Here is a 22,337-nt window from a genome sequence, read left to right as displayed (position 1 = left end):
GATATCGGTGATTCAGTCTGTCTAATTGGCAGGACTGAAGATCATGATGGGGCATCGGCAAGTCGAACAGGTCGCGTTGTTCTATGAGTTCTCGCTCGAAAGACATGTCCCGACTGATCACTTGCTGCGGTTGATTGACAGGTTTGTCGATCTTGAACAGGTCCGGCGGGACCTGGCGCCTTTCTACAGCAGCATCGGTCGGCCTTCGATCGATCCCGAGCTGATGATCCGGATGCTCCTGATCGGTTACTGCTTCGGCATCCGATCGGAGCGGCGCTTGTGCGATGAGGTTCACCTCAATTTGGCCTACCGGTGGTTTTGCCGGCTCGGTCTGGATGGAGCGGTGCCGGATCATTCGACATTCTCCAAGAACAGGCATGGCCGCTTCCGGCAGAGCGACCTCTTCCGCCGTGTGTTCGAGAGCGTCTTGAGCCGCTGCATCGAGGAGCGACTGGTCGGGGGTGAAGGATTTGCCGTCGACGCGAGCCTAATCAAGGCCGATGCCAATCGGCAGAAGGGGATCGAAGGCGACAAGGGACTTCCGCCGGAGGCTGCCGGCCGAGCAATCGATGAGTATCTGGCTGTCCTTGATGATGCCGCTTTCGGAGCCGCGACCGAGGTTACCCCGAAGTTCGTATCACCTTCCGATCCGGCGGCGCGCTGGACGGGGGCGCACGGCGGCCAAGCATTTTTCGCCTATTCGACGAACTATCTGGTCGACATCGAGAACGCGATCATCGTCGATGTTGAGGCAACGACGGCAATCCGGCAGGCGGAGGTATTGGCCGCCAAGCGCATGATTGAGCGCTCGCTGGAGCGGTTTGATCTCTATCCGAGCCGGCTGCTCGGTGACAGCGGCTATGGCTCGGCCGAGATGCTCGCCTGGCTGGTCTATGAGCACGGGATCGAGCCGCACGTTACAGTCTTCGACAAGTCGGCCCGCACAGACGGGATCTTCTCGCGCGACGACTTCACCTATGACCATGCTGGGGACATCTATCGTTGCCCTAGTGGCAAAGTTCTTACCACGACCGGAACGTTGGTGAATGATGGTGCCACCATGCTTTACCTCGCCAGCAAGCGCGATTGTGATCGATGCGCACTGAAGGCTCGGTGTTGCCCCAAGCAGGCTTCACGGAGAGTGCCGCGCTCGATCTACGAGGGCGCTCGCGACATGGCCCGCCAGATCGCGAGATCGTGGGAGGGAGGCACCTCGCGCCGGCTCCGCAAGAAAATCGAGATGTTGTTCGCGCACCTCAAGCGCATTCTCAAGCTCGATCGTTTGCGTTTACGAGGTCCAAACGGCGCGCGCGACGAGTTCATCCTCGCAGCCACCGCCCAGAACCTTCGAAAGATGGCCAAGCTGATCCCGATGCCTACCCCGAGGCTCGCATAGGGTCGGTAAAGCAGTTCGGCCACGTCGCGACGACCTATTACAACGAAATACTGCCGGCCTTTTTCAACAGAATCGGCCATGAGCCGACATCGCTCCAATCAGATACTTGTCAGGCTCCTTAGCGGCCGTAGGGGAAGCAGCGGTTGCGATCGAGTGTGAGACCGAAATGCGCTCCCAGTGCAGCGATGGCCGCGTCCTGCTCAGGATAAGGATCGGCATTGGATGCGGCAACGATAATGATCCGGAACCTGCCGCGATCCTGGCCACCGGGTGGCAGCATCGCTGTAGCCAGTGCATTGCCCTCCCTGTCGCGCAACGTGAGGAAAAGCGGCATCTCTCGCCGTACATGGGCCTCAAGGCCGATGTCGCGCTCGATCGCGTTGGGCCGCTCGGGACGCCAGGACTGGACTGCCTTCTCCCGCTCGTGGCGGAAATATTTCTCGACTGTGTGGTTCATCAGGCGCGACTCATGCGCCGCTTCACCTTCCGTCTCGATACGGAACCAGGTCTTACCCTTCGGCGCATCGCAAACATACTGCATTTCGCTCGTCCTGCGATTGCCGCGATTCTAGGGCGTCGGGCCTGCAAAGCCAACATGAGATTCGCTCCCGTGTGTAACGCTGCACGATCAGAGGGCTAAGAGTTCTTGATTGGACGTTGAAGTTCCAGTGAGCCCAAACAACACTAGGTCGACCGGAATAATCCTCTTCAAGGAGCGTCCCGATGCCTGACGTAAGGGAAAAGCAACGCGAAGCCCGCCGAAAGATCATTCGCCAATGGGCGAAGCTTCCGAAGGATAAACGGCAGTCTATGGAGGGGATTTCTGAATTCGCCAGGACCTCAGCTCAGCAGAACGAGAACGCATTCGTCCGCAGTCGTCGCGATCCGTATCAGAAGATCATGGGATGGCTATTGCCGCGTGCTCATCTCTGAACGACTGAGTCCTCTGCACATCCTTCGAAGGCGACACCGAAATTTCGGCAAAGTCATCGAATGCCCTGCCGTGTCCGCCCCCCGGCAGGGCCGTCACAAAGCGACGACCTAACTGTGAAGCTGAAAGCAACCATCATCGTCGCAGCGCTGCTAGCTGCACTAGCTGCACATGCCGAGACGATCGATCTGAAATGTTGGGCGCGAGGCCTTACGGGTGACGAGCGCAACTCGGTCTACATAAACGGAGAGCAAATCACCGTTAATCTGGACGAGGGGACGATGCACTCTCGGACATTCGGAAGCAATTTGGCCGTCCACGTCACGGATACGCACTTGTTCTTTGAGACGGCGCTTACACTCGGCAACATTTGGCAACATCTGTTCGACCCGACCGCTGTCTGGCAAGGTTTCATCAACCGCGTCGACGGCACGCTTAAGGCGCATAAACGCGACGGTACTGTCATCAGCGGGCACTGCCAGCTGGTCGGCTGAACCTGCCCATGTCGCAGATGGGTCCCAAGCGGCGGTCGGGGACAGCGCCAGCCGTGTCCGGTACCACCTCAAACGGCGGACCTTGCAGCCTCCGGTGTAGTCTTCGCTCCGGGCCGACGTTGTAGGCAATCAGGTTGAGGAGGAAAACCGGCGGCGACGCGAGTTGGACCTCGATGTTTGGTCTTTACTCGTCTCGTGTTAGACTTCGCCTGCCCGACTAGGGAGAACAGCCATGACCGCCGAGTTCGATGAAGACCGCTTCAATATGGCTATCCGTAAATTTCTGAAGCATGTCGGAGTTACATCGCAGCGTGAAATTGAGAACCTGGTGCGTAGTGGGGCGGTGAAAGGTGGCAAGCTCAAACTGCGAATGACCCTGTCCGCTGAGGGGACGCCGCTGAAACATGTAGTCGAGGAAACAATCGCACTCTGACGAAGTCCCGGCTGCCCCGGCATTGCCGCCCTCTTGGTGGAGCATTCAATCCTGTTGATTTCCAGCGACGACTGCTTCGGGTCAAAGGCTGCCCTCAGCAGCCAGAATGCCCTTGGTCGGTCATCTCTCGGAAGCGGACGCCGGCGCGCTCAGGGCTGAGGTCAGCCACGGGTCGATTCCGTTGAAAAAGGCCGGCAGTATTTCGTTGTAATAGCTCCGTCGCGACGTGGCCGGAACTGCTCTTACTGACCCTATGCGAGCGTCGGGGTGGGCATCGGGATCAGCTTGGCCATCTTTCGAAGGTTTTGGGCGGTGGCTGCGAGGATGAACTCGTCGCGCGCGCCGTTTGGACCTCGTAAACGCAAACGGTCGAGCTTGAGAATGCGCTTGAGGTGCGCGAACAACATCTCGATTTTCTTGCGGAGCCGGCGCGAGGTGCCTCCCTCCCACGATCTCGCGATCTGGCGCGCCATGTCGCGAGCGCCCTCGTAGATCGAGCGGGGCACTCTCCGTGAAGCCTGCTTGGGGCAGCATCGGGGCTTCAATGCGCATCGATCACAATCGCGCTTGCTGGCGAGGTAAAGCATGGTAGCACCATCATTCACCAACGTTCCGGTCGTGGTAAGAATGTTGCCACCAGGGCAACGATAGATGTCCCCAGCATGGTCATAGGTGAAGTCGTCGCGCGAGAAGATCCCGTCTGTGCGGGCCGACTTGTCGAAGACTGTAACGTGCGGCTCGATCCCGTGCTCATAGACCAGCCAGGCGAGCATCTCGGCCGAGCCATAGCCGCTGTCACCGAGCAGCCGGCTCGGATAGAGATCAAACCGCTCCAGCGAGCGCTCAATCATGCGCTTGGCGGCCAATACCTCCGCCTGCCGGATTGCCGTCGTTGCCTCAACATCGACGATGATCGCGTTCTCGATGTCGACCAGATAGTTCGTCGAATAGGCGAAAAACGCTTGGCCGCCGTGCGCCCCCGTCCAGCGCGCCGCCGGATCGGAAGGCGATACGAACTTCGGGGTAACCTCGGTCGCGGCTCCGAAAGCGGCATCATCAAGGCCGGCCAGATACTCATCGATTGCTCGGCTGGCAGCCTCCGGCGGAAGTCCCTTATCGCCTTCGATCCCCTTCTGCCGATTGGCATCGGCCTTGATTAGGCTCGCATCGACTGCAAATCCCTCACCGCCGACCAGTCGTTCCTCGATGCAGCGGCGCAGCACGCTCTCGAACACGCGACGGAAGAGGTCGCTCTGCCGGAAGCGGCCGTGCCTGTTCTTGGAGAATGTCGAATGATCCGGCACCGTCCCGTCCAGACCGAGCCGGCAAAACCACCGGTAGGCCAAATTGAGGTGAACCTCATCGCACAGGCGCCGCTCCGATCGGATGCCGAAGCAGTAACCGATCAGGAGCATCCGGATCATCAACTCGGGATCGATCGAAGGCCGACCGATGCTGCTGTAGAAAGGCGCCAGGTCCCGCCGGACCTGTTCAAGATCGACAAACCTGTCAATCAACCGCAGCAAGTGATCAGTCGGGATATGTCTTTCGAGCGAGAACTCATAGAACAACGCGGTCTGTTCGACTTGCCGATGCCCCATCATGATCTTCAGTCCTGCCAATTAGACAGACTGAATCACTGATATCTCTGCGTCGCAACAGCCGTCTTTTTCAACAGAATCGGCCACAAACAGACATACGAGCAGCTTGTCAGGTGCTGCAAGCTGACGCTGTTGAGCAGATCCGATCTGCGGTCGCCTAATTCACCGGATCGACAAGCACGTAGTCCAGCAGGTTACGGACCTTCTGATCGACCGCAAGCCAGTCGGGTTGCGCAATGACATTGCCCGAGAAATGATACGAAAACTCAATGTCAGGACCTAGGCATTTCGTTGAACCGCAGAATTTGAAAGAGTTGCACGAAATTCCCAACGAGAATGTGTGCCCTTCGTTCGGTGAGGCGCGAACATAGGCCATCAAAAGTGGACGATCACCGACTTTGAATTCCGCCCAACCAGAGGACTCGAAACGGGGATCTCCCGGAGCAAGACTACCGGCGAGCCGCGCATACGTTGCAGCCCAACGGGCGCAATCTGCCAGTGCCCCTTTCCCGATGGCGAAGCCTGCACCAAACGACCGGAAGTCAGCACGAGAATACTTGCCCAAGAACAGGCCGCTCCGATCCGACTTGTTTGGAAGACTCACATTCATCAAACTGGCGTTCGCAAACATCCGGCGGGCTGCCTCGGGCGCTTGTATGACATCTGCCAGAGTCATTTCGTTCTTAATGTGCAGGCGATCGGTAAACCGGATTAGTTGGGTTTCGTCTCCTTCAGATGGAAGAGCGAGCCGAACGTCCTTTATTTGGATTATCACCCGGCCGTCGGGCAATCTCTCCCAGTCGTCGGGCGCAGCTAAAACAGCCTCACAAGCGGGTGCCAGACCAAAAACTCCGATCCCGAATGCCGCCCAAAGAGAAGATCGTATTGAAAAGCTCATTCTGGACCTGTCCCCAGCCGCCATGATGCCCTCTCCACGCGGCACTTGGATCAGTCAGACAAGGGCGGGTGGCCGCGGAAAGTAACAGCCCTTCCCCAAACATCAAAGTGTGCCGGTTGTCCGGTCTGGGTCAGCATCGGCCCCTTCCTCGTTCGAATTGGACGCAAGTAAGTCTCCAATCGTCTCGAAGCGGACGCGAGAATTGGACGGGCTTCAAGCTGAAAATGGCCAGCCTCACCAGCTGAGGAGGTCAACATGACTGATATCCCAAGCACCATCCCTGCCGTCTCGAAACACGCTCCTTGGAACAAGGGGAAGATCGTCGGGGCAAAGCCGCCGCTCCGTCCGAAACACGTCTGGTCAATCCGAACCAAGCTCCAGGTCGAAGGCCGAATGCGCGATCTGGCGCTGTTCAACGTCGCCATCGACAGCAAGCTCCGCGGCTGTGACGTCGTAGCCTTGAAAGTCGATGACCTCGCGCCGGGCGGATATGCGGCCGACCGCGCGAACGTTCGACAAAAGAAGACCGGCCGGCCAGTCAAATTTGAACTGACGGAATTGACCCGGCAGGCAATCGATGATTACCTACACGTCACTGGCAAAAAGTCAGGAGAGTACCTGTTCACTGGCCGGTGCCGGAGTGGACATATGACGACCCGCCAGTACGCCCGACTCCTATCTCACTGGATCGCTGACATTGGACTGGACCCGCATCTGTTCGGGACCCATTCCCTTCGCCGGACCAAGGCGACCTTGATCTATCGCCGAACCGGCAACCTGCGGGCCGTGCAACTCCTTCTGGGGCATACGAAAATTGAAAGTACCGTCCGCTATCTCGGCATCGAAGTTGACGATGCCCTGGCGATAGCAGAACAGGTAGACGTCTGAGTTCGGGGGCAGAGCGGACGCGATCTGCTCTGCCCTCGCGGACGGCTTCGGGCCGATTCTGTTGAAAAAGACGGCTGTTGCGACGCAGAGATATCAGTGATTCAGTCTGTCTAATTGGCAGGACTGAAGATCATGATGGGGCATCGGCAAGTCGAACAGACCGCGTTGTTCTATGAGTTCTCGCTCGAAAGACATATCCCGACTGATCACTTGCTGCGGTTGATTGACAGGTTTGTCGATCTTGAACAGGTCCGGCGGGACCTGGCGCCTTTCTACAGCAGCATCGGTCGGCCTTCGATCGATCCCGAGTTGATGATCCGGATGCTCCTGATCGGTTACTGCTTCGGCATCCGATCGGAGCGGCGCCTGTGCGATGAGGTTCACCTCAATTTGGCCTACCGGTGGTTTTGCCGGCTCGGTCTGGACGGGACGGTGCCGGATCATTCGACATTCTCCAAGAACAGGCACGGCCGCTTCCGGCAGAGCGACCTCTTCCGTCGCGTGTTCGAGAGCGTGCTGCGCCGCTGCATCGAGGAACGACTGGTCGGCGGTGAGGGATTTGCAGTCGATGCGAGCCTAATCAAGGCCGATGCCAATCGGCAGAAGGGGATCGAAGGCGATAAGGGACTTCCGCCGGAGGCTGCCAGCCGAGCAATCGATGAGTATCTGGCCGGCCTTGATGATGCCGCTTTCGGAGCCGCGACCGAGGTTACCCCGAAGTTCGTATCGCCTTCCGATCCGGCGGCGCGCTGGACGGGGGCGCACGGCGGCCAAGCGTTTTTCGCCTATTCGACGAACTATCTGGTCGACATCGAGAACGCGATCATCGTCGATGTTGAGGCAACGACGGCAATCCGGCAGGCGGAGGTATTGGCCGCCAAGCGCATGATTGAGCGCTCGCTGGAGCGGTTTGATCTCTATCCGAGCCGGCTGCTCGGTGACAGCGGCTATGGCTCGGCCGAGATGCTCGCCTGGCTGGTCTATGAGCACGGGATCGAGCCGCACGTTACAGTCTTCGACAAGTCGGCCCGCACAGACGGGATCTTCTCGCGCGACGACTTCACCTATGACCATGCTGGGGACATCTATCGTTGCCCTGGTGGCAACATTCTTACCACGACCGGAACGTTGGTGAATGATGGTGCTACCATGCTTTACCTCGCCAGCAAGCGCGATTGTGATCGATGCGCATTGAAGCCCCGATGCTGCCCCAAGCAGGCTTCACGGAGAGTGCCCCGCTCGATCTACGAGGGCGCTCGCGACATGGCGCGCCAGATCGCGAGATCGTGGGAGGGAGGCACCTCGCGCCGGCTCCGCAAGAAAATCGAGATGTTGTTCGCGCACCTCAAGCGCATTCTCAAGCTCGACCGTTTGCGTTTACGAGGTCCAAACGGCGCGCGCGACGAGTTCATCCTCGCAGCCACCGCCCAAAACCTTCGAAAGATGGCCAAGCTGATCCCGATGCCCACCCCGACGCTCGCATAGGGTCAGTAAGAGCAGTTCCGGCCACGTCGCGACGGAGCTATTACAACGAAATACTGCCGGCCTTTTTCAACGGAATCGGCCAATAGCGGTCATTTCGGGCTATTTGATTGCAGAACAAAAATCCCGGCTATGCGTCGGGTGAAGCGACGGATTCCACCAATTAGATCTCTCGCCCTAAACACCAGGGTGATGAGCCATTCTGGCGTTCCCAGATGTCGGAGTATCTCTGCCTTGCCTTCATCCATTGTCTTCCACATGTTTTGGTCGGTGAAGAGCACATTTTCTTCATTGCACCGGTCGATCCTCCACATGATCTCTTCTTGCAAGGCATCGACGCCCGACAGATGTCGAGCGAAATCGAGCTCTCTTAGAGCGCAGATTCGTTCGATCCGCTGGCGGATCGCCACTTCGTAGCGGATGCCCAACTTATCGAGTCTCGCATGGGTCGCCTCGTGAACAATAGCGGATGCGATCCACTCAACTGTCGTCGTCTCAGAAGTAACGGTACGCTCATCCAGCATACAAGCGTTCAAGGAATGCAAATAGCAGCCTGCGCCGTGCGGAACGAGGTGCACCCAAATTCTTGAAAGGTGGTTCTTGACCCGCCGATAGTGAAGCGGAGCACAGCATTCGATCAGTCGAAGCGCGTCTTCAATACGTTGAATGGCTGGCTTGCCGTCCGACCGAAAACCGCCAAATATTCGAGAGCGCGCTTCGTAGGCTTCTTCCCCGGTCATGGACCGTCCCCGATTACGCACATCCGCGGGCAGACGCGAAGGATTATTCCCGCAACCTATGAGGGCGAGTGTGAATAAAAACAACAAATACAGCAAGGTAGCCTTTTGGCGCGCTTGGCTCTGCCGGACCAGCTGTCGCGAACCGGGCCCCCTCAGATCGCTAAGCGGGATCCGGTTTCCATCCCTCGCACCGGTGTTCTGTGTCGCTTGCGCGAAAACGTCATTTCTGTCCGCACCGCACTAAGCGTCGACAAGATCGCGAGAATTCGAATACTACCTAAAATCGGAACGGAAGTTTGGCGCCGCTTCCTCGATTCGCCGACGTCTAGTTGTGCCGCTCAGAAAACCCGGGCCACCGAGGACGGGTGATCTTCACATGATCATCAGGCGACGGACTCCCCAAGTCGACAAGGTCCTTGGCAAAAGCCACCGCGTCTTTTGGTCGGTAACTGGTCGCCAACATCATCTGCTGTCCGACAACGAGTACTACGCGTTTCTCCGTATGTGCTACGACGATAGTACCTTGGACATCAGGGAGCAGTTCCCGCTGCCGCGGCAGGAAACGCTGAGGATCGCCGCCGACCTCGGCGTGAGGCATCCGAGAGCCAATGGCGTCTGCATCGTCATGACGACTGATCTGCTGGTCAAGTCGTCGACTGGCTCAGGACCGATGGAGTGTGCCTACGCGGTTAAGCCCGACGATGCACTGGTGGACAGACGAACGCTGGAGAAGCTCGACATTGAGAGGGTCTATTGGGAAAAAAGGGGCGTACCGTGGTCCATCATTCCCGCATCAAGCGTTCGTAACAAGGTAAGCGCAAATCTCGAATGGATGTTTGATTGCCTGCCCGACGACGGGACTGACCGCAATGAAGAACGACTAATCAGCGGATATTTGATCGGCGCGATTCCAGATTTCGGCAATTTTCCGCTGCGCACCGTTTGTAGCGTCATCGACGGCCGCTTCGCGCTGCGGGCTGGTCGGACATTAAGCACAGCCCGACGGATGCTTAGCCAAAAAGCCTTCCGGGTGGATCTTAGCGTCGGAAGTTTGGCGGATCTTCCCGCTTCGCACTTTCTCTATCGTGGAGAATTGGCGTGACATCCACGCGGGATAACGGACCTGCACTGGTCGAGCGTATGCTGATCAGGGAAACCGACGATGGCCGAGAAGCGTTTCAACGATGAGCGAAAGCGTTTGACGTCCAACCTGCTTCATGTCGGCCAAGACCCCAAATGTGTAGGGGCTCTTGTCGAGAAACTGTTCTCGAGCCCTCAGATCGACAACATAGCCTCTAGACAATTGGAGGCGCTTAATAGGAAGGCTCGGTCACCGTCGACAGCGAGTAAGCTTGTCGCGATTTTCCAAGAAGCACAGGCAGAGAATCACGACCCGATCGAAGCGTTGTCTTCCGCAGGCTATTTTGCAGACTTTGAAGAGGAGGCAGTATGAATCTCGGTCTGCCTCGGCCCTATCCCGATGAGTTGATTTATTCGGTGTTCGCTCGGCACTTCGCGTATCTGCAGCCGACGAAGATAGCTTCTGCGCATCGGTCCATTGACGGTCACAGGCGGTTCTCAACACGATACGTGAGAGGTGCTGCGAACCTCGCTGAAAAGACACGTCTCAGTTGGGGGTTGTCGGGGCTGGAAATCATCGAGCGCCATACAATGCTTCCCTTCTATGGAGCATTTCTCGATCCGGAAACATACTTGCGATGCACCCTGTGTTTTATGGCCGAAAGCCCTCGTGGTGGGGCGACTACGCTTGGGCTGAGTAATTCCAATGTGTCTCAACCTCAATTTCTGAGATTTTGTCCCTCTTGCTTGCGTGAAGATATCGAGAGCCTTGGGGAAACCTATTGGAGACGAGAACATCAACTCAGTGGAACACTTATTTGCATCCGCCATGGTGAATTGTTGAGAGACTCGACTGCCCGATTTGGAAAAAGAAACGAAACGACCATGCTGGATGCGACCGCACATTGCACCCCCGCGTTTGGGCCGCACGTTTTGTTGAGCGCAAACGAATTTCATCTCGCGCGATTGATAGCTCAGCGAGCGGCTGTTGTATTGACCGGCACGCCCACCTCTTGGCTGGACGTGAGAACGAGCGCCTTCGACCACGCCGTGTCGATTCCAGGCAGGGCCCTTGCCGTCATTCTGCTGATGTTGGTCGCCGGGAGGTGCCCTGCATACGGCGATACCCCGAAGCCGAGCCTCGTATTCGTGGACGGAGCCGCAGCCACGCTGTCGCCGAACAGTTCAGGCGGGTTTGAATTCGACATTCCGATCAGAAGCGCCGCAAGCGTGGATGCAGCGGGTTCGTTGAAGCTTCTGGACGAGAAGGACAACGGATGCGGCAAGGTCCCGCCCCAGGCGATCGCCAAGCTTCCGCAGGGAAATATGTCCGTGGTTCACCTGTCTGTTGCCGACGTGATGCTGCCGGCGACGTGCTATCTCGAACTGCGCACCGACGGTGGCGACACCGTACTCAAACAGTTGAAGCTCGTTCAGCGTTACGTGACATCGGCCGTGGTCACTCCGCTGTGGTACTGTTTTTGGCTTTCCATCGGCACCGCGATTTTTGCCGGAATCGCAATCGGCCTCTTCGTCGCCTGGATACCACCGTGGTTCAAACTGGGCTCCCCCGCGTGGGAATTTGCCAAAAGCTGGACATCGACCACGACCCTCGTAGGTGGGGTCCTTGCGACCGCGCTTAGCTTGAGCGCCCTTCCGGATCTTACTCTATATGCGAGCAGGTCAGGCTATTCGGCCGCGGCCCTTTTGCTTTCGTTGGTCGTCGTGGTTGCCCCGTTCATCTACGTCGCTCTAAGGAGGGGTAGCTTCGAAAAGGACGTCGCGTCGAAAGTCTACTCCGTCGGATACCACGGCTACCTCTGGACGTTCCTACTCTCATGCGCTGTTACCCTCTTCGGAGGCCTTGCGCAGATCGTCGTCCTGTCTCTGCTGCTCCACGAAGTGTTTCGGGGATACCGTTTCTGGTCTGTTTCGAGCGGTCTCGATCCGTGGGGCTGGAACTTCTGGTCGATCGCAACGTGCGTCTTGGGTGCGCTCATGTGCTGGTATGCTGGTTATTCGATGTACCTGACAGTCGGTTTGCAGAAGAAAGCCGACAATGACGCGATTGCCGAAAAGAGGGGTCGTCATGCCAAAGACCCCGACCTCGTGAACACGGAAGGCTCCCCTGAGACGGCGAAAGGGTCGCTACTTTCCTGGCCGGTGCTCTAGACCCACCACGTTGCCGTTGGACAAGTAGCGCCAATTAAGGCGTAGAACTCGTTTCGACGGATCTTGAGGATAGGACGACCGATCTGCGGCCGAACGAAACGTCGAAAGCTCAGGGTCATGCACTACACTCTTGAGGTCACGTCATTGAAGCAGCACGTCCGACGACGGCGACATCGTCCCGCTCGGTCGTGTCGGCGAAACGTCAGAGTCCTTGGCCGCTCGTCCGGCCCGTCGATGCGGGGGGCGAGGTGTGTTTCGGCGTGGAATAAGGGCTCTGACGCAAGTTTGGTGCAGCGCCGACAATTCTGAGCCGATCAACCTGGCTTGAAGCAGATCGATTTTCCCGCGACCGTACATTTGACGTCGAACAATCTTGAGGCGCGTAATCTGACCTTCGGTCTGTCCGTTCGACGGGATTGCGGTGCCATTCAAACTTTGCGATGGCCCCGGCGTTGCGGGCGGCAGAACGCTTCTTTCGATCCCCCTCTCGGCGCATCGGCGCCCTTCATGCCGTGCTTTCCAGAGACCCACCCAGAATGGCTCTCAAAGATGCTCCCTGATTGGCTCACAGTTTATCGCCGACCGCGGGTCGGTTATTGGATCAGAGTTCCGTTAGCCAGGACCTGCCTGCGTTCGCGCTCCAAAGCTCGACTGTGGACGTCAAGTACCGTCGCCAAAGTCGCGGCCGTCTTGGGCATCAATCTTAGGCCGCGCACGTTAAGCTTTTGATCCAACTGCCGGCTAAGACCCAAGACTGTCACGCGTTGGCCACTCTTGCGAAGTTGTTGCGCGGCGGCCTTGATACGCTTCGCTAAGCTGAAGTCCTGCGCTCGCGCTGAGCGCTTTTGTGGTGATCCTCGTTTTCCCCGAAGGCTGGGGCGATCGGTCACCCAGGCGCGGTCATACTTCAGCAGAGCTTGGTAAACCCCTCCCGCCTTTCTCTGCTTCTGCTCCTCAATCCAACGTTTCCGCAGAGTAGCGATCTTCTCTGGTGAGGGATGATACTTCGATTGCACGCCATCGATGACGCGCCTGACAACCCTCCAGTGTACATTCAGATCTTTGCAAACTTGGTCAATCGTACCATGACGTTGATAAAGCCTCAGCATTTCGGCTTCAAAGGCTGGGCCATACAGACTCACTCTTTTAACGAGCGGCATCGCCGGATCATCTTCCCGTGCCTGCCAAAAGTTGAACACGTGCCCGCAAGGGCATCTTGCGTGGAAGTATTGGTCATCCGCTTTGGAGCGCCTCAGATAGACATCCGGAATTCGAAACCCTTCTTCGTGCTTGGCATAGGGATTTGGACATTTCCACGCTCTTCGGAACGAACCGTCTAAACCATCGCGGCTTGGCCTTGAGCGAGTTGTTGACGGTCCCTCCTTCAGAAAGATCTGGAGTAAGATATGCAACAGTGGATGGTTGCATCCATCCTTATAGAATATCTTGCGGAAGGGCCGTGAGCGCTCGTTCACCAAGCACCCGAGCTTCTTCAGTAGTGGATCGCCAAAGTATTTTATGAAGTCGCTGCCGATCACCCGCGTCTGAAGTTTACAGACGCCTGAGCCATATCCCGCTTCGACAGCAGCCTTAAGATACCGATCTCCTGTGTTTGGACTGAGCCATGGCGAAAGACCTCCGTCGAGTATCTCGGCAGCGCGCGCCGCGATCTTGTATGCGATGGCTGCTTCGTCGTTGGTGAGCGAAGCAACAGGTTGAGCGTCTACGCTGCAATGCAGGGTCGCATCCTGCGTCGATAAATCAAGCGGCGACATCAAAGCAGTTGAGTCACGCAATATCTCTTCATGCTTGACGCAAAAAAGCGTGCCCGAAAGTTGGTGCTTTCGGCGCCAGTAGGTCTCCCCGAATTCCTGTAGATCCTCATTGAGGCAGGAAACGCAAAACCGAAAGAACTTTGGCTCGTCCACATTCGAGTTTCCCATACCGAGGGCAACCGAACCTCCGTGCGGATTTAGTGACCCGAAACATTCGATGCATCTCAGGTGGACGTCTGGTTTAAGGTAGGCACCGTTGAAGGGAAGCAACGTGTGTCGATCAAGGATTTCCATGGCGGACATCCGCCAAGTCAGGCGTGTGCGTTCAGAAAGTTCGGCCGCATTCCTGACATACCTAGTCGAGAACCATGCGGAGCCGTCGATTGACTTCCGGGCTGTAGATCGCATCTCCGGTTGAACGTATGCAAAATGTCTCGCAATAACCGAGTAGATCAATTCGTCTGGATAGGGCTTGGGCAGGGCAAGGTTCATAAAGCTACCGCAGCAAAAACGTCGATCAGTCCGGCGGACCCAAGAGCATCCACGGGATCGGACCCGGCTCTATCTGCAGCCCTTAAGGGCGCGGAAGAGAAAGGTACGCCATTGGATTGCCTTACGCGCCTTCGGCAGTCGTTTTGACTGCTCTAATGGACCGCCCGCTGGTCTTTTGCCTGGACGCCCGTATCCAATCGCGATCCCATTTCATCAACGCTTGATAGGCGGATCTTGACTTTGTTTTGCTCCATTCGGCTCGCATGCGGCCGATCCGCGCTCGGTTGAGTTCGTTTCCGCTTTTTTGGCGCTTGACGAGTCGGTCCGCAACTCTGTGAGAGAGTCCCATGGTGTCTGCCACATACCTAACTGACCGCCTTCTCTTGTAGAGGCGTCTAGCTTCATTCTCCATGGCTATCCCATAGCCACTAATCTTTTTGACCTTCGGTCTGCTGGGATCGCCTTTTTGGCTTTCCGCGAAAGCAAAATTGAAACCGCAAGTGCATCTTCCGTGATAGTAAGTCGTACCTTCTCTACTCTTCCGGAGGGAGATGTTCGGGATTCTGAAGCTCTCGTGGTGCCTCGCGTAAGTGTTAGGGCATTTCCAATCTCGTCGAGGTACGTGGTCTATTCCCGGAGACGTCACTACCGATCGAGATGACACCATTTTGCTTTCGAGAAATATTTGGATCAGAATGTGGACCAGTGGATGGTGTGTGCCCGCTGGATAGAAAGCCCGCTGAAGGCTTATCGATCGTTCTGATAAGTGGCAGCCAAGTTTCTCGAGAAAAGCAGTTCCGTAAAATCCGACAAATTCCTTCGCCAACTTGTTTGTCTTGAGTTTTGCGATGCCTACCCTATAGCCCATCGCCATTGCAGCTTTTTGATACTGCGAGCAAATGTTTGAGGTCATCCTGCCCTCCAGTCTGCAAGCCAACGTCGCCATCACTCCCGAAGCCCGCTCGGCTTCCCTTCAAAGAAGCTCGAGTTCGTCGGCAATGAAAGCGGCTCCCGAAGATAAATTGTCGGACGCCACTTCACAACGTAGAGTTTTACGGCTTTAATCCGCCAACTGCGGGGGAGCGGAGCTATGGGGAGATTGCAGGTTGCAGCTGCAACGATCGGACTTGCATGCGTGCTTTCCGGTTTCCTTGGGCGCCACTGGCTCCGCGGACGCCACGCGGAAGGCCGTAGTCTCCTGGTTCGTCGACTTTAGAGAGTTCACGAAGGTGGACGTCGAAAAGCCGTCCTTCTTGGCCCGGACAGGAGCGAAGCCGCCCGCGAAGCCAGTCACCGATCTTCTGAGGAAGTTGACTCCAGAACTCGCCGTGGCGAAGAGGACCTACGATGAGCTCCAGAGACAGGCGGTCGCTGCGGGAAGCGATACGCTGCCGTCGATATGCAAGTATCCCGGCGGCGTTCTCATCGAGGGCGACCTGAAAATACGACAGTGGCTGATCATGTCATTGCGCACTGCTTTCGTCGACAACGGCGTGACGGGCGACTTCGCCAAGAACCTTCAGAACGAAATAAAGGTCGCCAAGAAGGACGTACTGCAAAATCAGATTACCTTCGTGGTGTCGTACAGTGGGAACGCCACGCCGGGCTGGAAGCTGGTGCGCGTTTCGGCCAACCAGGGTAGCAACTTCTTCAACGCGCAACGCACGCGCACGCAGGATCTCGTTCTGACTCTTGGACCTGCGCCTAACGACGCCGCGGCTGCCGCGGCTGTGCACCAACAGAACCAGGATCTCGCCGCCGCGATCGGCATCGCCGTTGCCAACGCGATCAGCGGACGCACGCCTTGACCGAAGCCTTTTGCAAGGAGCAGATTTCATGAAGGAAGACGATATTCCCGTTCGGCACCGCGGCATCCCGCGGACCCTCAAGACGGCGCTCGCACTCGGCTACAAGAAGCGTCGGGTCAAGTTCTCCGATGTGGAGGAGAACTTCGTGCAGTTTGCGCAGCACGGTGCCCGCGCGGGTTCGGTTTGCGGACATGCTCCATCCTCGAAACCGGGCTATATCTCCGTGTGCTATAAGGACGACTCCGGCATGTGTACTTGGGTCGATGTGCTGAAGACCGCACCGGTAGACCACTGAGGAGCCCCGGCCGCGTCGTCCATTTGGAGAGAAGTCATTCAACGTTCCGAAGTCGGGCTGGCGGCTCCCTTGCCCTCGCGGATGCGATGAAGTCCGCGCGAGTGGAGCGATCAATGTTTGGAACCCGGATATCATTCCGGCGTCGGCGGGTTGTCGATGAAGGCCTCGACCTCCCGCCCTTCGATGCGTCCATCGCGCATGAGCCGACCGGCGATGGCGGCGAGTGCGTTCCTGTGCCGACGGAGAATGCGCGTGCTCCGCGCGAGAGATTTCTCCAATTCCGTGTTCACCTGACCACGCACGCTCTCGAACGAGAGAAGGTGCGAGGTGTCGGTCGCGGCATCGAGGTAGAGGAGCGGCGTGTCGCCAGCCAGTCCGAAGGACCCGACCATGGTGGCTGCCGTGGCGGTCGCGATAGCCAAGTCGGAGCCCTTCTGTCCCCCCGCTCCGTCGCAAGCCTCACCGAGCATGAGCACTCGCCGGCTCGCCCGGCAAGGAGGACATCCAACCGCTTCGCAAGATCGCGGTCGGTTCCCTGCCCCGAAGCCGTGCCGTAGCGGAACGAGGCGCCTGCCCGCGCGCCGGATGGCGTCATGGTGGCGACGATATTCTGACCGCCGTGGGGGACGACATCCATGAGAATATGTGAGCCTTCGTGGATTGCGACCCGCCGGCGCAGTTCGGGCGACATTTCGCCGCCGCCGACGACGACCGTCCTGAGATCCTCGGTCGTCAGGGGACGGGCGGCTTCCCGCACACCCTTTCCAAGCGTGCCCCTTAAGCCACTCGGCCATCTCTCCGGACCGCCTGAAGGGGCGCCGGTGCCGGGTCCCAGGGCTGTCACCAGGTATCCGCACCTTTTCGACTGCTCGCGCCTCCCTTCTGCGAGCAGCGTCCAAACATGCGAGCAGTTAGATAGTCACTTCTCTGGCCAATTCTCTCAGTATCTCTGTGAAGCGACCTGCCGTGATCGGATCGTAAGGGCGCAGGCGCGGATTCGAGCACGGCAACGCCATCACGAGATCAGCATTGCCTTCGCGATTCTTCAGCCACAGAGCTGCCACGTAGACTGCCGGCGCCATGAGAAAGAGAATCTCAAAGGTGCCTCTCTGGACCACCACTAGATTTTCGGCATACCGAATCCCCTCCGCGGTTTGCTCTATCAGCGGCCCCTCGTTCAACTCGCCCAGTTTGTATTGCATTTCCCCGTCTTTGATCGCCGTTGCCACCGCGATTGGCACCGATGTTCTGGTAGGGACGCCATTAGCGGCTTTGTCCCCATTCCGGGACTCATACACAAGAAAGCGCCAACCGGTGATGTGCGCCGCCTCTCGGAGGAGGAGTCCCCCAAGACGAAGGCTGTCTAGCTGGAGAAAAGCAATTTTGTGCGGCATCGACAGCGAAACCTTCCCCATGTCTGCGCGCGAAAGATTGGGCAATCTTGGTCTGGCGTCAGGATTCAACAGCGCTTGCTTCACTACCTCCAACGCGCTCGGAGGAATATCGCACAACTCGATTGGCATCTCATTGCCCCCGCGTACGCGAGATAGGTTCTAACTGGCGGCTGTCGTATAGTATGTGTCCGTCCAGACCCCGCTCCCGTTCTGGTACTGAGTACAAAATTGATCATAATCAATTTCGGTTGACTGAAAGAATGGGTCCTTGATGACAAGCCTGCGACTTTCCCGGACGTAACCAGCAATCGCCAGGAAATGCCCGCCTCCTCCACGCCAAACGACACGTACGCAAAGCGGTCGCCCGGCCTCGGTCTCCTGTTGAACTTCTGCTGGAGTTGCCCGCTGATTCTGCCTCATCTCGAGAAGACAGCCGACTCGATTGAGCGGGGACGCCAGCGTGTTCAGCACGTTGAATTCCACATCGTCGGTATGACAAGGAACATCGCAGCAATCGTTACGATGGAGCTCAATGTTTGCCAATTTGCACTGGGTGAATTCGCTTCCTGGGTCGTAATAGGCCGAGACACTCGTAGCAACAGCGGCCCAACACCAATTGGAGTGACATTGGCATTGCATAGTGAAATTGGGGATCAATGCTGGCTGCTCCGACTCCGCCGGTGATACCGCATCCAACCTGTGGTCGGCATTGAGCGGAATTAGCGAGGTCAGGACAACCGACGCCGGGAGCGCGCTTTCAATTCTCGTCATGAGTCTGCGACCATCCTCAGATTGATATTGACGGCACGTTTAATCGCCCGCTTGCCCAGATCGCTCCTCGCCTATTTGATCAATATGGGCCCTCCGCAGCGGTACGCTCGGCAATCGCATCGTCAACCGCACGGCGAAAAGTGCTGCATCTTTCCAGGCGAGGAAATATGGAATAAGCGATGTCTCGGCCCGCAATGGTGTCAGTCGGGAAGTGAACTCCCGCAACCTCACGATTCGTACCGATGCGTTTGGCCAATGCCAGAAGAGCTTCCTTCGCTTTCGGGGCAACCTCTCCCAAGGCCAGCGCGATCAGATGGCTCTGGAGGGAATGACCACTCGGATAGGATGGGTGCCAGGGCGATGGCACCAGAGGAACGAGACCTGGCCAAACCTGTTGCGGTCGGCCCCTTCGGAATCTGAACTTGAAGAACATTGCCACGAGGAGACCAACCTGGTTGGCTATCTCAAGGACCCTGATCGCATTGGGGTGCGCCGACGGCGAGAGCATCAAGGTCTGGGCGAAGTAGGCAACGAGCCTGACATCCTGATCAGTGATCTCTGCCGCTAGGTCCGCGCGCCTGTCCATCGCCGGACCCTGCAGGTAGTCAATCTCAGAGAATATGTCGGCATGCGCGGTTGGCGGATCGGCGACGGGAATGGTTTGCCAGTCAGTCTGGCAAAACTCGGCAAGCGCGATCTGAGCAAAAAAGTCTGGTCGCCACGCTATCAGTGGGAACTTGACTTCGTAATTCAAATCTTGCGTTCGAAGGGGGATGAGCGGCTTCGAGATCGGGAAAGGCATTGGAGGCGACCCACCTCCAACATACCCTCCACCTCCCGAGCCACCGCCAGATCCCCCACCAGAACCTCCCCCGGATCCACCTCCGGAAAGTATAAGGGGTGTAAAGGGCATGACGTTCTCCTCTACTTCGAGCGAAAACAGTCTTCTAATGGTTACGTAGGTATGCCAGCTGCTCGCAAGCGATCAACATATAGCGATGCCTGAGGTTGTTTGAATGGACATCGCCGTTCGTAGTCAGAGACTCGAAAGCTCGGCAAAATGCGGGCATGGTGCTTCCCAATGCGGAGCGCATCATCGACCCGACCGATTGCAACCAAGCTACTCGCCAGAACCCGGGCGGCGTTGCCGAAACGTGGATTGAGGCTCAACGCCTTCCGGCTCCATCGAACAGCATCATTGTAATTACCGTTCAAATAATGGTTTTGGCCAAGAAGACAATAATTGAAGAAAGCCTGCTGATCAATCGGTGATAGACGAATTGCTCGCTCGGCACGGGCAATCGCCGATTCTGTCTCGCCGATGAAGCCAAATGGCCCACTGCTGAATATCCATGCCCAGGAGTTGCTCGGCGACACAACGATCGCCCGCTCAACCAAATCTATAGCGCTATCATAATCACGAAAGAACATGCCTCTGCCGTGACCCTGTATCGCTAAAGCAAGTGAATTGGAGGGGTCTCTCTCGATGGCGCACTCCGAGAGCCGGATGACTTCGGCTGCATCTGCGTCGGCATCAGAGGACCAGCCCTCAGCGATATTAAACATGTGCCAGTGGGCGCCAAACGCGTAGGGAGCGGCATATGAATCGTCTTCCGTTCGAGCTTTCTCCAACAGAGTCCGCGCACGCGAGAAGTTGGCAAAGTCCAGTTTGTAGAGAGCATCCAATGCCCGGAGCAAATAATCATAGGCGTTTAAACTGTGGGGCGCCTTCCGAAGTGCCCGCTTAACTTCTGCGCGGCGGACATGATTGGCGATCTTTCCCATAATGTTGATCGCGATATCATCTTGGGCGCTGAAGACCTCTTCAATTCCTAGATCGTACTTCTCGCTCCATAAGACGCAAGCGGTTGAGACATCCACAAGCTCAACCGAAAGCCGCACGCTGGAGTTCATCCGGCGTACTGATCCGGCAGCGAAATACTGGACACCAAGCCTCTCGCCGATCTCGATGGGATCAATGGTTCGCTGACGGAACGCCATCGTTGACCCGCGAGACACAACCAGGAGCTCCGGGATGTTGCTTAGCGAGCTGATAATGTCATCTGCAAAGCCCTCGGCAAAATACGCGTCCTGAGGCTCCGATGAAAAGTTCTTGAATGGCAGGACCGCGATGGAAGGCAATTTGGCCCACCCCGCGGACGTGCCTGAAAGTCCTACCGTTGCGCCGCGATCTACTCCTGGCAGAATGAAGGCAAAGGCGTGTATCGGTCGCGATAGATTTTTTAGCCGAAGCTCGCCAAGGTCATCGAGTTGCAGGCCACGTACGTCTCCCAGCGCGCCAAGTAGCGAAGATGAAACTACGATGCCGCCGGGAGATGCGACGGACTGAAGACGCGCCGCCATATTAACGCCGTGCCCGTAGACATCATCCATATCGAAGATGACCGGTTCCCAACTGACTCCGGTGCGAAATGTTATTCGACGCTCGGGCGGTTGGCTGCCCTCTAGATTGCCAATCTGTTGCTGAAGTTCGGTCGTGCATCTGATCGCATCACGCGGACTCTCAAACACAGCGACAAAACCGTCTCCAGTATTCTTTATCAGCTCACCCCGATGAGAGACGATTGTCGGATCAATCACACCCACGCGAAGTCGTCGATATCGTGCGTGGGTTCCGACTTCGTCGGCCTCCATGAGTCGGGTATAGCCAACAACATCGGTAACGAGGACAGCTCTGTGCTGTCTCTCGAAATCCGGGACCGCGTCCACTAGATATTCAGGACCTTGACCCACACCAGATACTTGCCCCTGGTCGAGTAGTTGGGGATGAGTTTAGGTATTTGACGATCAGGCTGTCAACGTCACGGGGCACTGTGCGAGGAGTAAACCTCGAAGCAGGAGCGCGCTGGGTAGAACGCGTTCGCCAGCCCTTTCAATCACATCCGAGAAGTAGACTGCAGGCGTTTTGCGCGGAGGAAGGGCATGATTCTTGGGTGGTAAATACCTCTTGTACAACCCTGAGAATATTTCCCGGTGTTATCTCACGCGTCATGCTTGAGCGTCGCCGTGGTATGCGCGGCGAGGAATGACGAAATCAGGTCGCTTCCGATGGCCTAGCAATTTGGTTGATAAACCCACAAACGGCTGTATCCGCTCTCGGAAAATCTCTCCGAGTAGGTTCGTGGCGGAGAGAGCGGGGACTCTCTTTCCCGATGCCGGGGATACGCGAAAACCGCCGAAAAACAAGGATTCCTGAAAAGCCTAGTCGAAGTTTGTGAACACCGCCTCTGTGTAGCAGCCGTGGGCAAAGTTGGTCCCTGGTCGGGGCAAAGTAGGTCCCCTAAGAAACACAGAAAGTTCCGCCAGCGACGGCGGGGCTTTTCATTTCGCGCGGATCGAGGGCGAATGTTGATCTATCGGACGGTGCAGCGCGGCGAGCGCTGGCCCCGGGGCACATTGGTCGGCCCGTCGGGACCGCCGACCCAATGCAAAACGTTGCGCGCGATGGACGGTCTGAAAGAACAATTTTGTAGGCTCGAATCGACCCTTGGGGAGGATGTGAAAGAACTTTGGCCCGGCCCCCATTTTAAACCGCGCCGAAGTTCTTCACCTTTTCAGCAAAAATAGAAGAACTATGTTGTGGGGGGACACGGCCGGCCGGGGTATTCTGCGATCGCAGTCAATTTGAGCAGAATTTTCTCCAACCCGCTGCGCGCGCAAGTTTTA

The 22,337-nt window shown here is 57.1% G+C and carries 22 protein-coding genes and 1 pseudogene; 12 read left to right on the top strand and 11 right to left on the bottom strand.

The genetic code is table 11. The features are described from left to right. Positions 1-43: 43 nt before the first annotated feature. Positions 44-1,396, top strand: a complete 1,353-nt coding sequence (locus tag ACR9YP_RS05920) for a transposase (RefSeq protein ID WP_438111506.1) — start codon at positions 44-46, stop codon at positions 1,394-1,396. 118 nt (positions 1,397-1,514) lie between these two features. On the opposite strand, the gene ACR9YP_RS05915 is transcribed toward ACR9YP_RS05920, so the two are convergent. Then, complete coding sequence (locus tag ACR9YP_RS05915; protein ID WP_474219203.1) at positions 1,515-1,937, bottom strand: hypothetical protein; 423 nt, start codon at positions 1,935-1,937, stop codon at positions 1,515-1,517. A gap of 182 nt (positions 1,938-2,119) precedes the next feature. Here ACR9YP_RS05915 and ACR9YP_RS05910 point away from each other — a divergent pair, with 182 nt between their 5' ends. The 3 genes from ACR9YP_RS05910 to ACR9YP_RS05900 all read left to right on the top strand — a co-directional run bounded on the left by ACR9YP_RS05910 (position 2,120) and on the right by ACR9YP_RS05900 (position 3,254). Then, positions 2,120-2,329: a hypothetical protein gene (locus ACR9YP_RS05910; RefSeq protein ID WP_474219202.1), complete on the top strand. Its 210-nt coding sequence runs from the start codon at positions 2,120-2,122 to the stop codon at positions 2,327-2,329. 114 nt (positions 2,330-2,443) lie between these two features. Beyond that, a complete protein-coding gene (locus ACR9YP_RS05905) occupies positions 2,444-2,821 on the top strand; it encodes a hypothetical protein (protein WP_474219201.1) in 378 nt (125 codons plus the stop codon). A 232-nt stretch (positions 2,822-3,053) separates the two neighbouring features. After that, the gene (locus ACR9YP_RS05900; protein WP_130220955.1) at positions 3,054-3,254 is read left to right on the top strand and encodes a DUF6494 family protein; all 201 of its coding nucleotides are present in this window, start codon (positions 3,054-3,056) and stop codon (positions 3,252-3,254) included. Between the two features lie 251 nt (positions 3,255-3,505). Here ACR9YP_RS05900 and ACR9YP_RS05895 read toward each other — a convergent pair whose 3' ends face one another. Both ACR9YP_RS05895 and ACR9YP_RS05890 read right to left on the bottom strand, forming a co-directional pair. Next, on the bottom strand, positions 3,506-4,858 hold the full coding sequence (locus ACR9YP_RS05895; protein ID WP_091880269.1) for a transposase: 1,353 nt from the start codon (positions 4,856-4,858) through the stop codon (positions 3,506-3,508). A gap of 154 nt (positions 4,859-5,012) precedes the next feature. Beyond that, the gene (locus ACR9YP_RS05890; RefSeq protein WP_474219200.1) at positions 5,013-5,753 is read right to left on the bottom strand and encodes a hypothetical protein; all 741 of its coding nucleotides are present in this window, start codon (positions 5,751-5,753) and stop codon (positions 5,013-5,015) included. 255 nt (positions 5,754-6,008) lie between these two features. On the opposite strand from ACR9YP_RS05890, the gene ACR9YP_RS05885 reads away from it, so the two are divergent. Beyond that, positions 6,009-6,641: a tyrosine-type recombinase/integrase gene (locus tag ACR9YP_RS05885; protein ID WP_474219199.1), complete on the top strand. Its 633-nt coding sequence runs from the start codon at positions 6,009-6,011 to the stop codon at positions 6,639-6,641. Positions 6,642-6,773: 132 nt separating this feature from the next. Then, entirely contained in the window at positions 6,774-8,126 is a 1,353-nt protein-coding gene (locus ACR9YP_RS05880) for a transposase (RefSeq protein ID WP_091880269.1), read from the top strand. 89 nt (positions 8,127-8,215) lie between these two features. Here the strand turns inward: ACR9YP_RS05880 and ACR9YP_RS05875 are convergent, their stop codons facing one another. Continuing rightward, positions 8,216-8,863 (bottom strand): hypothetical protein, encoded by a 648-nt coding sequence (locus tag ACR9YP_RS05875; protein ID WP_474219198.1) that lies wholly within the window; start codon positions 8,861-8,863, stop codon positions 8,216-8,218. 376 nt (positions 8,864-9,239) lie between these two features. On the opposite strand from ACR9YP_RS05875, the gene ACR9YP_RS05870 reads away from it, so the two are divergent. The 4 genes and pseudogenes from ACR9YP_RS05870 to ACR9YP_RS05855 all read left to right on the top strand — a co-directional run bounded on the left by ACR9YP_RS05870 (position 9,240) and on the right by ACR9YP_RS05855 (position 12,115). After that, the gene (locus tag ACR9YP_RS05870; RefSeq protein WP_474219196.1) at positions 9,240-9,965 is read left to right on the top strand and encodes a TnsA endonuclease N-terminal domain-containing protein; all 726 of its coding nucleotides are present in this window, start codon (positions 9,240-9,242) and stop codon (positions 9,963-9,965) included. A gap of 60 nt (positions 9,966-10,025) precedes the next feature. Beyond that, a complete protein-coding gene (locus tag ACR9YP_RS05865; RefSeq protein WP_474219195.1) occupies positions 10,026-10,316 on the top strand; it encodes a hypothetical protein in 291 nt (96 codons plus the stop codon). Next, positions 10,313-10,774, top strand: a pseudogene (locus ACR9YP_RS05860) (TniQ family protein); the annotation flags it as partial. The gene ACR9YP_RS05865 and the pseudogene ACR9YP_RS05860, both read left to right, overlap by 4 nt. Before the next feature lie 54 nt (positions 10,775-10,828). Continuing rightward, positions 10,829-12,115, top strand: a complete 1,287-nt coding sequence (locus ACR9YP_RS05855; protein WP_474221220.1) for a hypothetical protein — start codon at positions 10,829-10,831, stop codon at positions 12,113-12,115. A gap of 593 nt (positions 12,116-12,708) precedes the next feature. Here the strand turns inward: ACR9YP_RS05855 and ACR9YP_RS05850 are convergent. Both ACR9YP_RS05850 and ACR9YP_RS05845 read right to left on the bottom strand, forming a co-directional pair. Then, positions 12,709-14,382, bottom strand: a complete 1,674-nt coding sequence (locus tag ACR9YP_RS05850) for a TnsD family Tn7-like transposition protein (RefSeq protein ID WP_474219194.1) — start codon at positions 14,380-14,382, stop codon at positions 12,709-12,711. Positions 14,383-14,503: 121 nt separating this feature from the next. Then, the gene (locus ACR9YP_RS05845; RefSeq protein WP_474219192.1) at positions 14,504-15,295 is read right to left on the bottom strand and encodes a TnsD family Tn7-like transposition protein; all 792 of its coding nucleotides are present in this window, start codon (positions 15,293-15,295) and stop codon (positions 14,504-14,506) included. 316 nt (positions 15,296-15,611) lie between these two features. On the opposite strand from ACR9YP_RS05845, the gene ACR9YP_RS05840 reads away from it, so the two are divergent. Continuing rightward, on the top strand, positions 15,612-16,190 hold the full coding sequence (locus tag ACR9YP_RS05840) for a hypothetical protein (RefSeq protein ID WP_474219191.1): 579 nt from the start codon (positions 15,612-15,614) through the stop codon (positions 16,188-16,190). A 28-nt stretch (positions 16,191-16,218) separates the two neighbouring features. Further along, positions 16,219-16,485: a hypothetical protein gene (locus ACR9YP_RS05835; RefSeq protein ID WP_234685091.1), complete on the top strand. Its 267-nt coding sequence runs from the start codon at positions 16,219-16,221 to the stop codon at positions 16,483-16,485. A 131-nt stretch (positions 16,486-16,616) separates the two neighbouring features. On the opposite strand, the gene ACR9YP_RS05830 is transcribed toward ACR9YP_RS05835, so the two are convergent. The 5 genes from ACR9YP_RS05830 to ACR9YP_RS05810 form a co-directional block, all read right to left on the bottom strand. Then, positions 16,617-16,907 (bottom strand): hypothetical protein, encoded by a 291-nt coding sequence (locus ACR9YP_RS05830; RefSeq protein WP_474219189.1) that lies wholly within the window; start codon positions 16,905-16,907, stop codon positions 16,617-16,619. Between the two features lie 489 nt (positions 16,908-17,396). Further along, positions 17,397-18,008: a hypothetical protein gene (locus ACR9YP_RS05825; RefSeq protein ID WP_474219188.1), complete on the bottom strand. Its 612-nt coding sequence runs from the start codon at positions 18,006-18,008 to the stop codon at positions 17,397-17,399. Between the two features lie 30 nt (positions 18,009-18,038). Next, positions 18,039-18,518 (bottom strand): papain-like cysteine protease family protein, encoded by a 480-nt coding sequence (locus ACR9YP_RS05820; protein WP_474220999.1) that lies wholly within the window; start codon positions 18,516-18,518, stop codon positions 18,039-18,041. A gap of 211 nt (positions 18,519-18,729) precedes the next feature. Continuing rightward, on the bottom strand, positions 18,730-19,452 hold the full coding sequence (locus ACR9YP_RS05815) for a phosphatase PAP2 family protein (RefSeq protein WP_474219186.1): 723 nt from the start codon (positions 19,450-19,452) through the stop codon (positions 18,730-18,732). 152 nt (positions 19,453-19,604) lie between these two features. After that, a complete protein-coding gene (locus ACR9YP_RS05810) occupies positions 19,605-21,380 on the bottom strand; it encodes an adenylate/guanylate cyclase domain-containing protein (protein WP_474219185.1) in 1,776 nt (591 codons plus the stop codon). Positions 21,381-22,337: the final 957 nt, after the last annotated feature.

The organism is Bradyrhizobium sp. BR14999 (genome assembly GCF_056106085.1).
This window is presented reverse-complemented; position numbering and strand designations above follow the sequence as displayed.